The following is a 12,256-nucleotide window of genomic DNA, read 5'->3' on the forward strand; positions in this document are numbered from 1 at the left end:
GGTTCAGTTATCTAAAGCCCCGATTTATCGGGGTTTTTTGTTATCTGACTACAGAATAACTGGGCTTTACGCCCTTTTTTTATGTCTTGGGGGTGGGCTTGTCCACATTAGAGCAAAAATTAACAGAGATGATTACTGCACCGGTCGAAGCACTGGGCTACGAACTGGTCGGCATCGAATTCGTTCGCGGCCGCACATCGACGCTGCGCATCTATATTGATAGTGAAGATGGCATCAATGTTGATGATTGTGCTGATGTCAGCCACCAGGTGAGTGCGGTTCTTGATGTTGAAGATCCGATTACCGTTGCGTACAACCTGGAAGTTTCCTCACCTGGCCTCGATCGTCCGATGTTCACGGCCGAGCACTATGTGCGCTTTACCGGTGAAGAAGTGGCTCTCGTTCTGCGTATGGCCGTACAGAACCGCCGTAAATGGCAGGGAATTATCAAAGCCGTTGATGGTGAAATGATCACGGTGACAGTCGAAGGCAAAGATGAAGTGTTCGCGCTGAGTAATATCCAGAAGGCGAACCTGGTTCCCCACTTTTAACAGTCTGGATTGAGGTGAAAAGCCCGCGATGAACAAAGAAATTTTGGCTGTTGTTGAAGCCGTCTCCAACGAGAAATCACTGCCGCGTGAGAAGATTTTCGAAGCGCTGGAAAGTGCACTGGCTACAGCAACCAAGAAAAAATACGAACAAGAGATCGATGTTCGCGTAGAAATCGATCGTAAAAGCGGTGACTTCGATACATTCCGTCGTTGGGTAATCGTTGAAGAAGTGACCCAACCGACCAAAGAGATCACGCTGGAAGCGGCGCGTTTTGAAGACGAAAGTCTGAACGTGGGTGACTACGTTGAAGATCAGATTGAATCTGTCACCTTCGACCGTATCACCACCCAGACCGCGAAGCAGGTTATCGTGCAGAAAGTTCGCGAAGCCGAGCGCGCGCTGGTTGTCGATCAGTTCCGCGATCAGGAAGGCGAAATCATCACTGGCGTGGTGAAGAAAGTGAACCGCGATAACATCTCTCTGGAGATCAAATCCGAAGGGCTGCCGGGTAACGCTGAAGCCGTTATCCTGCGTGAAGACATGCTGCCGCGTGAAAACTTCCGCCCAGGCGACCGTATTCGTGGTGTGCTGTATGCCGTACGTCCTGAAGCACGCGGTGCACAGCTGTTCGTGACGCGTTCTAAACCAGAAATGCTGGTTGAACTGTTCCGTATCGAAGTGCCGGAAATCGGCGAAGAAGTTATCGAAATCAAAGCGGCGGCCCGCGATCCGGGCTCCCGTGCGAAAATTGCGGTGAAAACCAACGACAAGCGTATCGACCCGGTCGGTGCTTGCGTCGGTATGCGTGGCGCACGTGTTCAGGCGGTTTCTACCGAACTGGGCGGCGAGCGTATTGATATCGTTCTGTGGGACGACAATCCGGCGCAGTTCGTAATCAACGCAATGGCACCGGCTGATGTGGCGTCTATCGTTGTTGACGAAGACAAACACACCATGGATATCGCTGTAGAAGCGGGCAACCTGGCGCAGGCGATTGGCCGTAACGGTCAGAACGTACGTCTGGCGTCACAGCTGAGCGGCTGGGAACTCAACGTGATGACCGTTGATGACCTTCAGGCCAAGCATCAGGCTGAAGCCCACGCGGCGATCGATACCTTCACCAAATACCTGGACATTGACGAAGACTTCGCCACTGTGCTGGTTGAAGAAGGTTTCTCTACGCTGGAAGAACTGGCCTACGTGCCAATGAAAGAGCTGCTGGAAATTGACGGTCTGGATGAACCAACCGTTGAAGCCCTGCGTGAACGCGCTAAAAACGCACTGACCACCCTGGCGCTGGCTCAGGAAGAAAGCCTTGGCGATAAGAAGCCGGCTGATGACCTGCTGAATCTGGAAGGTCTTGATCGTGCGATTGCGTTCAAGCTGGCTGCCCGTGGTGTTTGTACGCTGGAAGATCTCGCTGAGCAAGGCGTTGATGACCTGGCTGATATCGAAGGTTTAACCGACGAGAAAGCCGGCGAACTCATCATGGCCGCACGTAATATTTGCTGGTTCGGCGACGAAGCGTAATAAACTGTAGCAGGAAGGAACAGCATGACTGATGTAACTGTAAAATCGCTGGCTGCTGAGATTCAGACCTCCGTGGACCGCCTGGTACAGCAATTTGCTGATGCAGGGATCCCGAAGGCCGCTGATGACTCGGTGACTGCGCAAGAAAAACAAACCTTGTTAGCGCACCTGAACCGTGAACACGGCTCTACGCCTGACAAGTTAACGCTGCAGCGCAAAACGCGTAGCACGTTGAACATCCCTGGTACCGGTGGCAAAAGCAAATCGGTACAAATTGAAGTCCGCAAGACGCGCACCTTTGTAAAACGTGATCCGCAAGAGGCAGAACGCCTTGCTGCGGAAGAGCAGGCACAGCGTGAAGCGGAAGAACAAGCTCAGCGTGAGGCAGAAGCCACTGCCAAACGCGAAGCAGAATTAAAAGCTGAACGTGAGGCCGCAGAAAAAGCGAAACGCGACGCCGGTGAAAAAGCGAAGCGTGACGCTGCGGAAAAAGACAAAGTGAGCAATCAACAGACCGACGAAATGACCAAAACTGCCCAGGCTGAAAAAGCCCGCCGTGAAAATGAAGCTGCCGAGCTGAAGCGTAAAGCGGAAGAAGAAGCCCGCCGCAAGCTTGAAGAAGAAGCTCGCCGCGTCGCCGAAGAAGCGCGTCGCATGGCAGAAGAAAACGAGAAGAACGGTGTGAATACCGCTGAACCAACTGAAGACAACAGCGATTATCACGTCACCACCTCTCAGCATGCACGTCAGGCAGAAGACGATAACGACCGTGAAGTTGAAGGTGGTCGTGGCCGTACTCGCAGTACAAAAGCGGCGCGTCCTGCGAAAAAAGGTAACAAGCACGCTGAATCTAAAGCTGACCGTGAAGAAGCACGTGCAGCGGTTCGCGGTGGTAAAGGCGGTAAGCGTAAAGGTTCCGCTCTGCAGCAGGGCTTCCAGAAGCCAGCTCAGGCCGTTAACCGTGACGTTGTGATCGGCGAAACCATCACCGTTGGCGAACTGGCTAACAAGATGGCGGTGAAAGGCTCTCAGGTCATCAAAGCGATGATGAAGCTGGGCGCAATGGCCACCATCAACCAGGTCATCGACCAGGAAACCGCACAGCTGGTTGCCGAGGAGATGGGCCACAAAGTTATCCTGCGTCGTGAAAACGAGCTGGAAGAAGCAGTAATGAGCGACCGTGATACGGGCGCAGCGGCTGAACCGCGCGCACCGGTTGTGACCATCATGGGTCACGTTGACCACGGTAAAACCTCTCTGCTTGACTACATTCGTTCTACTAAGGTTGCCTCCGGCGAAGCGGGTGGTATTACCCAGCACATCGGTGCTTACCACGTAGAAACCGAAAACGGCATGATCACCTTCCTGGATACCCCAGGCCACGCAGCGTTTACCTCAATGCGTGCTCGTGGTGCTCAGGCAACGGATATCGTTGTTCTGGTTGTTGCTGCCGATGATGGCGTGATGCCACAGACCATTGAAGCTATCCAGCACGCGAAAGCGGCGCAGGTGCCTTTGGTTGTTGCAGTCAACAAAATCGATAAGCCAGAAGCCGATATGGATCGCGTTAAGAACGAACTGTCACAGTACGGCGTTATGCCGGAAGAGTGGGGCGGTGAAGCGCAGTTCATCCCTGTATCTGCAAAAGCAGGTACCGGTATCGACGACCTGCTGAACGCTATCCTGCTTCAGGCTGAAGTTCTGGAGCTGAAAGCGGTTCGTAAAGGTATGGCGAGCGGTGCGGTAATCGAATCCTTCCTGGATAAAGGTCGTGGTCCGGTTGCAACCGTTCTGGTTCGCGAAGGTACTCTGCACAAGGGCGACATCGTTCTGTGTGGTTTCGAATACGGTCGCGTTCGTGCGATGCGTAACGAACTGGGTCAGGAAGTGCTGGAAGCGGGTCCGTCCATCCCAGTGGAAATCCTCGGCCTGTCCGGTGTTCCGGCTGCCGGTGACGAAGTAACCGTGGTACGTGACGAGAAGAAAGCACGTGAAGTGGCGCTGTATCGTCAGGGTAAATTCCGTGAGGTGAAACTGGCTCGCCAGCAGAAATCTAAACTCGAGAACATGTTCGCCAACATGACTGAAGGCGAAGTTCACGAAGTGAACATCGTTCTGAAAGCGGACGTACAGGGTTCTGTGGAAGCGATCTCCGACTCCTTGCTGAAACTGTCTACCGACGAAGTGAAAGTGAAGATCATCGGTTCTGGCGTAGGTGGTATCACCGAAACTGACGCAACCCTGGCAGCCGCGTCCAACGCTATCCTGGTTGGCTTCAACGTTCGTGCTGACGCATCTGCGCGTAAAGTTATCGATGCTGAAAGCCTGGATCTGCGTTACTACTCCGTCATCTATAACCTGATTGACGAAGTGAAAGCAGCGATGAGCGGCATGCTGTCTCCTGAGCTGAAACAGCAGATCATCGGTCTGGCTGAAGTACGTGACGTGTTCAAATCACCGAAATTCGGTGCGATCGCGGGCTGTATGGTTACCGAAGGGACCATTAAGCGTCACAACCCAATCCGCGTGCTGCGCGACAACGTGGTTATCTACGAAGGTGAGCTGGAATCCCTGCGCCGCTTCAAAGATGACGTTAACGAAGTTCGTAACGGCATGGAATGTGGTATCGGTGTTAAGAACTACAACGACGTTCGCGTTGGCGATATGATCGAAGTGTTCGAGATCATCGAAATTCAGCGTACCATCGCGTAATCTTCGTCAACTGAAGATTAATTAGCGTAGGCCGGGTAAGCGAAGCGCCACCCGGCAGTAATTTTAAAAAGGGGCTTAAGCCCCTTTTTTGTCTGGAGAATTTATTATGGCGAAAGAATTTGGTCGCCCACAGCGCGTCGCGCAGGAGATGCAGAAAGAGATCGCTCTCATTCTGCAACGTGAAATCAAAGATCCACGCGTGGGGATGATGACCACCGTGTCTGGCGTGGAAATGTCCCGCGACCTGGCGTACGCCAAAGTGTTTGTGACATTCCTGAATGACCAGGATGAAGACGCCGTGAAGAACGGCATTAAAGCGCTGCAGGAAGCCTCTGGTTTCATCCGCTCTCTGCTTGGCAAAGCGATGCGTCTGCGTATTGTGCCGGAGCTGACCTTCTTCTACGACAACTCGCTGGTTGAGGGTATGCGTATGTCCAACCTGGTGACCAGCGTGGTGAAACATGACGATGAGCGTCGTGTTAACCCGGCGGACGACAGCAAGGAGGACTGATGAGTCGTCCTCGTCGTCGCGGTCGTGACGTGCATGGCGTGCTGTTGCTGGATAAACCACAGGGCGCATCCAGCAACGACGTGCTGCAAAAAGTAAAGCGTATTTATAACGCCAATCGCGCGGGGCACACCGGCGCGCTGGATCCGCTGGCAACCGGGATGCTCCCGATCTGCCTGGGTGAAGCGACAAAGTTTTCCCAGTATCTGCTGGATTCCGATAAGCGCTACCGCGTGATTGCCAAACTGGGCCAGCGCACGGACACTTCCGATGCGGATGGTCAGGTCGTTGAAGAGCGCCCGGTAACCTTCAGCGCAGAGCAACTTGATGCGGCGCTGGAGAGCTTCCGGGGCGACACAATGCAGGTGCCGTCGATGTATTCGGCGTTGAAATATCAGGGCAAGAAGCTTTACGAATATGCGCGTCAGGGCATTGACGTTCCGCGTGAAGCCCGTCCGATTACCGTGTATGAGCTGCTGTTCATTCGCCACGAAGGTGATGAGCTGGAGCTGGAAGTACACTGTTCGAAAGGGACCTACATCCGTACCATCATTGACGACCTCGGTGAAAAGCTGGGCTGCGGCGCGCATGTGATTTATCTGCGTCGTCTGGCGGTCAGCAAGTATCCGGTCGAACGTATGGTAACGCTTGAGCATCTGCACGCCCTGGCTGAACAGGCGCAAGCGCAGGGAATTGCGCCGGCAGATCTGCTGGATCCGCTGCTGATGCCAATGGACAGTCCGGCAGCAGATTTCCCGGTTGTTAATCTTCCTTTAACATCGTCCGTTTACTTTAAGAACGGAAACCCGGTCCGCACAACGGGGGCGCCGCTTGAGGGCCTGGTCCGTGTGACGGAAGGGGAGGAAGGCAAGTTTATCGGGATGGGCGAAATGGACGGTGAAGGGCGCGTTGCCCCGCGTCGTCTGGTCGTCGAATACCCGGTCGAAGCGTGACGGTGATAACGCCTCACCTTGCGATAAGCAGGGGAGACGAGTAGAATATCGCCGCTTAACGCCTGGTAAATTGTTTAACAATCTGCGGGGCGTACATGGGATAGCTGAATTAGAGATCGGCATCCTTACATTCTTTATACTTTGGAGTTTGAAAATGTCTCTAAGCGTTGAAGCTAAAGCTAAAATCGTTTCTGAGTTTGGTCGTGGTACTAACGACAGCGGTTCTACCGAAGTTCAGGTTGCACTGCTGACTGCACAGATTAACCACCTGCAGGGTCACTTTGCAGAGCACAAAAAAGATCACCACAGCCGTCGTGGTCTGCTGCGTATGGTTTCTCAGCGTCGTAAACTGCTCGACTACCTGAAGCGTAAAGATGTTGCACGCTACACCGCGCTGATCGAGCGTCTGGGTCTGCGTCGCTAATTCTTGCGAGTTTCAGAAAAGGGGGCCTGATGGCCCCTTTTTTCAACCAGACGGCAGCAATTCAGGGGAAACTATTGTATTGTTGCTATAAATGATCTTCATTGCAGAGGTTCGCGCGGCTAATGAGAGGCTTCACCCATGGGGGTGTCGGTTGTCATTAGTCGCGAGGATGCGAAGAAGGTCGGGTTAAATCGTCAGCACACCTGAGGTGTGCTTTCAAACATTTAAGAAAGGACAGAATTTTGCTGAATCCGATCGTTCGTAAATTCCAGTATGGTCAGCATACCGTCACGCTGGAAACCGGCATGATGGCTCGTCAGGCTACTGCTGCCGTAATGGTAAGCATGGATGACACTGCTGTATTCGTTACCGTAGTTGGCCAGAAAAAAGCTAAACCAGGTCAGGACTTCTTCCCACTGACCGTGAACTACCAGGAGCGTACCTACGCTGCCGGTAAAATCCCGGGTGGCTTCTTCCGTCGTGAAGGCCGTCCAAGCGAAGGCGAAACCCTGATCGCGCGTCTGATTGACCGCCCGGTTCGTCCGCTGTTCCCGGAAGGTTTCGTCAATGAAGTGCAGGTTATCGCAACCGTTGTTTCCGTTAACCCACAGGTTAACCCGGACATCGTAGCGATGATCGGTGCGTCTGCTGCCCTGTCACTGTCTGGTATCCCATTCAATGGCCCAATCGGTGCCGCGCGCGTCGGTTACATCAACGACCAGTACGTGCTGAACCCAACTCAGGAAGAGCTGAAAGAGAGTAAGCTGGATCTGGTTGTTGCCGGTACTGAAGCAGCGGTTCTGATGGTTGAATCTGAAGCAGAACTGCTGAGTGAAGACCAGATGCTGGGCGCAGTGGTCTTCGGCCACGACCAGCAGCAGATTGTTATCCAGAACATCAACGACCTGGTGAAAGAAGCCGGTAAACCACGTTGGGACTGGCAGCCAGAAGCGGTAAACGACGCGCTGAACGCACGCGTAGCTGCACTGGCAGAATCTCGTCTGAGCGATGCATATCGCATTACAGACAAACAGGAGCGTTATGCTCAGGTTGACGTGATCAAAGATGAAACCATCGCAACCCTGATCGCGGAAGACGAAACGCTGGACGCTAACGAGCTGAGCGAAATCCTGCACGCTATCGAGAAAAACGTTGTTCGTAGTCGCGTACTGGCAGGCGAGCCGCGTATTGATGGCCGTGAAAAGGACATGATCCGTGGTCTGGATGTGCGTACTGGCGTGCTGCCACGTACTCACGGTTCCGCGCTGTTCACCCGTGGTGAAACCCAGGCGCTGGTTACCGCTACCCTGGGTACTGCACGTGACGCACAGAACATCGATGAACTGATGGGCGAGCGCACTGACAGCTTCCTGTTCCACTACAACTTCCCTCCGTACTCTGTGGGCGAGACCGGTATGGTTGGCTCACCGAAGCGTCGTGAAATTGGTCACGGTCGTCTGGCGAAGCGCGGCGTGCTGGCAGTAATGCCAGAAGCAGACAAATTCCCGTACACTGTACGTGTCGTGTCTGAAATCACTGAATCCAACGGTTCTTCTTCCATGGCTTCCGTGTGTGGTGCCTCTCTGGCGCTGATGGATGCAGGCGTGCCGATCAAAGCCGCCGTTGCGGGTATCGCAATGGGTCTGGTGAAAGAAGGCGACAACTTCGTTGTTCTGTCTGACATTCTGGGTGACGAAGATCACCTGGGTGATATGGACTTCAAAGTGGCGGGTTCCCGCGACGGTATCTCTGCCCTGCAGATGGATATCAAAATTGAAGGTATCACCAAAGAGATCATGCAGGTTGCTCTGAACCAGGCTAAAGGTGCGCGTCTGCACATTCTGGGCGTGATGGAACAGGCTATCAACGCACCACGCGGTGATATCTCTGAATTCGCTCCGCGTATTCACACCATCAAGATCAATCCAGACAAGATCAAAGATGTTATCGGTAAGGGCGGTTCTGTTATCCGTGCACTGACCGAAGAAACGGGCACCACCATCGAAATCGAAGATGACGGTACTGTGAAAATCGCAGCAACCGACGGTGAGAAAGCGAAATATGCTATCCGCCGTATCGAAGAGATTACAGCAGAAATCGAAGTGGGCCGTATCTACAATGGTAAAGTGACCCGTATCGTTGACTTTGGCGCATTCGTTGCCATCGGTGGCGGTAAAGAAGGTCTGGTACATATCTCTCAGATCGCTGACAAGCGCGTTGAGAAAGTGACCGATTACCTGCAAATGGGTCAGGAAGTACCGGTGAAAGTTCTGGAAGTTGACCGCCAGGGCCGTATCCGTCTGAGCATTAAAGAAGCAACCGAGCAGTCTCAGCCTGCTGCGGCGCCGGAAGCCCCGGCTGCTGAACAGCAAGGCGAGTAAGGTTGCCATTTGCCCTCCGCGTAGGCGGAGGGCTTATTATCAGGCAGGACGCCTTGTTAAGCCGCCGGGGGACAGGACGTTCATCCAATAGTTGTCTTCGGGAGTGGGAAATGAAGCCTTTTTTGCGCTGGTGTTTCGTTGCGACAGCTTTAACGCTGGCAGGATGCAGCAACTCTGCCTGGCGTAAGAGCGAAGTCCTCGCAGTGCCATTGCAACCGACTTTGCAGCAGGAAGTGATTCTGGCACGCATGGAACAAATACTTGCCAGTCGGGCTTTAACCGATGACGAACGCGCACAGCTTTTATATGAGCGCGGAGTGTTGTATGATAGTCTCGGTCTGAGGGCATTAGCGCGAAATGATTTTTCACAAGCGCTGGCAATTCGACCTGATATGCCTGAAGTATTCAATTACTTAGGCATTTATTTAACGCAGGCAGGCAATTTTGATGCTGCCTATGAAGCGTTTGATTCTGTACTTGAGCTTGATCCAACTTACAACTACGCGCACTTGAATCGCGGTATCGCATTGTATTACGGCGGTCGTGATAAGTTAGCGCAAGATGATCTGCTGGCGTTTTATCAAGACGATCCTAATGATCCTTTCCGCAGCCTGTGGCTTTACATCGTTGAGCAGAAGCTCGATGAGAAGCAGGCCAAAGAAGCACTGAAACAGCGCTTCGAGAAATCGGACAAGGAACAGTGGGGATGGAACATTGTCGAGTTCTACCTGGGCAACATTAGCGAAGCAACGCTGATGGAACGCCTCAAGGCGGACGCAACGGATAACACCTCGCTCGCTGAGCATCTCAGTGAAACCAACTTCTATTTAGGTAAGTACTACCTAAGTCTGGGGGATATGGACAGCGCTACGGCACTGTTCAAATTAGCGGTTGCTAACAACGTACATAACTTCGTTGAGCACCGTTATGCATTGTTGGAATTATCGCTCTTGGGCCAGGAGCAAGACGACCTGGCAGAATCGGACCAGCAATAGCTGACGACATAAACATCAGCCCGTAATCTTTTGATTGCCATCACCTTCACTGGTGAGGGCGTTGTTGTTCGTCAATACACCTAATTTGAGCCGGTTCACACTTTTCAATGAAAATTGCTAATCATTTTCACGATGAGCTAAGTAGACTGGCCGCCATTAATATCGAGGCACTTGTACTACATGGCTGAATTCGAAACCACTTTTGCAGATCTGGGCCTGAAGGCTCCTATCCTTGAAGCCCTTAACGATCTGGGTTACGAAAAACCATCTCCGATCCAGGCTGAGTGTATCCCACACCTGCTTTCTGGTCGTGACGTGCTGGGCATGGCCCAGACCGGTAGCGGTAAAACCGCAGCATTCTCGCTGCCGCTGCTGAACAACATTGATCCGGACCTGCGTGCGCCGCAGATCCTCGTCCTGGCTCCAACCCGTGAACTGGCTGTTCAGGTTGCTGAAGCAATGACGGAATTCTCTAAACATATGCGCGGCGTAAACGTGGTAGCCCTGTACGGCGGCCAGCGTTATGACGTGCAGTTACGCGCCCTGCGCCAGGGCCCACAGATTGTTGTCGGTACGCCGGGCCGTCTGCTGGATCACCTGAAGCGCGGTACCCTGGACCTCTCTAAGCTGAGCGGCCTGGTACTGGATGAAGCAGATGAAATGCTGCGTATGGGCTTCATCGAAGACGTTGAAACCATCATGGCGCAGATCCCGGAAGGTCATCAGACCGCTCTGTTCTCTGCAACCATGCCAGAAGCGATCCGTCGCATTACCCGCCGCTTCATGAAAGAGCCGCAGGAAGTGCGTATTCAGTCCAGCGTGACCACTCGCCCGGACATCAGCCAGAGCTACTGGTCTGTATACGGCATGCGCAAAAACGAAGCGCTGGTCCGTTTCCTGGAAGCGGAAGATTTTGATGCGGCGATTATCTTCGTACGTACCAAAAATGCGACCCTGGAAGTGGCTGAAGCGCTGGAGCGTAGCGGCTACAATAGCGCAGCGCTGAACGGCGACATGAACCAGGCGCTGCGTGAGCAGACTCTGGAGCGTCTGAAAGATGGTCGTCTGGATATCCTCATTGCAACCGACGTGGCAGCACGTGGTCTGGACGTTGAGCGTATCAGCCTGGTTGTAAACTACGATATCCCAATGGACTCCGAGTCTTACGTTCACCGTATCGGCCGTACCGGTCGTGCGGGTCGTGCGGGCCGTGCGCTGCTGTTCGTTGAGAACCGCGAGCGTCGTCTGCTGCGTAACATTGAACGCACCATGAAGCTGACCATTCCAGAAGCTGAGCTGCCAAACGCAGAACTGCTGGGCAAACGCCGTCTGGAAAAATTCGCCGCGAAAGTACAGCAGCAGCTGGAAAGCAGCGATCTGGATCAGTACCGTGCGCTGCTGTCCCAGATCCAGCCTGTCGCTGAAGGCGAAGAGCTGGATATGGAAACTCTGGCCGCAGCACTGCTGAAAATGGCGCAGGGCGAACGTAGCCTGATCGTGCCACCTGATGCACCGATGCGTCCTAAGCGTGAGTTCCGTGACCGTGACGATCGTTTCGAACGTCGTGGCGACCGTAACGACCGTGGTCCACGCGGTGACCGTCCAGAGCGTGGTGGTGAAGACCGTCCACGTCGCGAGCGTCGTGACGCTGGCGAAATGGAACTGTATCGCATTGAAGTGGGCCGTGATGATGGTGTTGAAGTTCGTCACATCGTTGGCGCGATCGCTAATGAAGGCGACATCAGCAGCCGTTACATCGGTAACATCAAGCTGTTCGGTTCACACTCAACGATCGAGCTGCCAAAAGGCATGCCGGGCGAAGTACTGCAGCACTTTACTCGAACCCGCATTCTAAACAAGCCAATGAACATGCAACTGATGGGTGATGCACAGCCTCGCTCTGACCGCGGTGGCGAACGCCGTGGCGGTGGTCGCAGCTTCGGTGGCGAGCGTCGTGAAGGCGGTCGTAGCGAAGGTCGCACTGGCGAACCTCGTCGTTTCTCCGGCGAGCGCCGTGAAAATCGTGGCCCACGCCGCGAAGAAGGCACCAGCCGTCGTCGTTTCGGTGACGCGTAAGCCTTTTCGCTTTTGACGTAAAGTAAAATATACAGCCCCGATAGTTGTTATCGGGGCTTTTTTTATTCCTTTTGTACTCTTGTACTGGTACAGTGCATCACATTAAAATGCACACCACATTTTTG

General features: G+C 53.5%; 10 protein-coding genes. All 10 read left to right on the forward strand.

The features are described 5' to 3' along the window. The first annotated feature begins 98 nt into the window (after positions 1 to 98). The 10 genes from rimP (at position 99) to ACOT1A_RS12360 (ending at position 12,131) form a co-directional block, all read left to right on the forward strand. On the forward strand, positions 99 to 551 hold the full coding sequence (gene rimP, locus ACOT1A_RS12315) for a ribosome maturation factor RimP (RefSeq protein WP_014833432.1): 453 nt from the start codon (positions 99 to 101) through the stop codon (positions 549 to 551). Positions 552 to 579: 28 nt separating this feature from the next. Then, positions 580 to 2,082, forward strand: a complete 1,503-nt coding sequence (gene nusA, locus ACOT1A_RS12320) for a transcription termination factor NusA (protein ID WP_003861798.1) — start codon at positions 580 to 582, stop codon at positions 2,080 to 2,082. 24 nt (positions 2,083 to 2,106) lie between these two features. Further along, positions 2,107 to 4,794, forward strand: coding sequence for a translation initiation factor IF-2 (gene infB, locus ACOT1A_RS12325; protein ID WP_022649517.1), 2,688 nt, complete (start codon positions 2,107 to 2,109; stop codon positions 4,792 to 4,794). Between the two features lie 106 nt (positions 4,795 to 4,900). Continuing rightward, positions 4,901 to 5,305, forward strand: coding sequence for a 30S ribosome-binding factor RbfA (rbfA, locus tag ACOT1A_RS12330; RefSeq protein ID WP_003861793.1), 405 nt, complete (start codon positions 4,901 to 4,903; stop codon positions 5,303 to 5,305). Then, the gene (gene truB / locus ACOT1A_RS12335; RefSeq protein ID WP_023298718.1) at positions 5,305 to 6,255 is read left to right on the forward strand and encodes a tRNA pseudouridine(55) synthase TruB; all 951 of its coding nucleotides are present in this window, start codon (positions 5,305 to 5,307) and stop codon (positions 6,253 to 6,255) included. Before rbfA ends, truB begins: the two co-directional genes overlap by 1 nt. A 154-nt stretch (positions 6,256 to 6,409) precedes the next feature. Next, on the forward strand, positions 6,410 to 6,679 hold the full coding sequence (gene rpsO / locus ACOT1A_RS12340) for a 30S ribosomal protein S15 (protein WP_003861789.1): 270 nt from the start codon (positions 6,410 to 6,412) through the stop codon (positions 6,677 to 6,679). Positions 6,680 to 6,921: 242 nt separating this feature from the next. Further along, on the forward strand, positions 6,922 to 9,060 hold the full coding sequence (gene pnp / locus ACOT1A_RS12345) for a polyribonucleotide nucleotidyltransferase (RefSeq protein WP_022649515.1): 2,139 nt from the start codon (positions 6,922 to 6,924) through the stop codon (positions 9,058 to 9,060). Positions 9,061 to 9,170: 110 nt separating this feature from the next. Continuing rightward, complete coding sequence (gene nlpI, locus ACOT1A_RS12350) at positions 9,171 to 10,055, forward strand: lipoprotein NlpI (RefSeq protein WP_003861782.1); 885 nt, start codon at positions 9,171 to 9,173, stop codon at positions 10,053 to 10,055. Positions 10,056 to 10,162: 107 nt separating this feature from the next. Then, positions 10,163 to 10,243 (forward strand): protein YrbN, encoded by an 81-nt coding sequence (gene yrbN, locus ACOT1A_RS12355; RefSeq protein ID WP_097397692.1) that lies wholly within the window; start codon positions 10,163 to 10,165, stop codon positions 10,241 to 10,243. Then, on the forward strand, positions 10,236 to 12,131 hold the full coding sequence (locus ACOT1A_RS12360; protein WP_022649514.1) for a DEAD/DEAH family ATP-dependent RNA helicase: 1,896 nt from the start codon (positions 10,236 to 10,238) through the stop codon (positions 12,129 to 12,131). Before yrbN ends, ACOT1A_RS12360 begins: the two co-directional genes overlap by 8 nt. The last annotated feature ends 125 nt before the right edge of the window (positions 12,132 to 12,256 follow it).

This window comes from Enterobacter cloacae complex sp. SYL003, assembly GCF_049236925.1.
Taxonomy (GTDB): domain Bacteria; phylum Pseudomonadota; class Gammaproteobacteria; order Enterobacterales; family Enterobacteriaceae; genus Enterobacter; species Enterobacter intestinihominis.

Coding starts and splice junctions, on each gene's coding strand:
- nlpI (WP_003861782.1), top strand. CDS start 9,171: ATGAAGCCTTTTTTGCGCTGGTGTTTCGTTGCGACAGCTTTAACGCTG.
- rpsO (WP_003861789.1), top strand. CDS start 6,410: ATGTCTCTAAGCGTTGAAGCTAAAGCTAAAATCGTTTCTGAGTTTGGT.
- truB (WP_023298718.1), top strand. CDS start 5,305: ATGAGTCGTCCTCGTCGTCGCGGTCGTGACGTGCATGGCGTGCTGTTG.
- rbfA (WP_003861793.1), top strand. CDS start 4,901: ATGGCGAAAGAATTTGGTCGCCCACAGCGCGTCGCGCAGGAGATGCAG.
- infB (WP_022649517.1), top strand. CDS start 2,107: ATGACTGATGTAACTGTAAAATCGCTGGCTGCTGAGATTCAGACCTCC.
- nusA (WP_003861798.1), top strand. CDS start 580: ATGAACAAAGAAATTTTGGCTGTTGTTGAAGCCGTCTCCAACGAGAAA.
- ACOT1A_RS12360 (WP_022649514.1), top strand. CDS start 10,236: ATGGCTGAATTCGAAACCACTTTTGCAGATCTGGGCCTGAAGGCTCCT.
- yrbN (WP_097397692.1), top strand. CDS start 10,163: ATGAAAATTGCTAATCATTTTCACGATGAGCTAAGTAGACTGGCCGCC.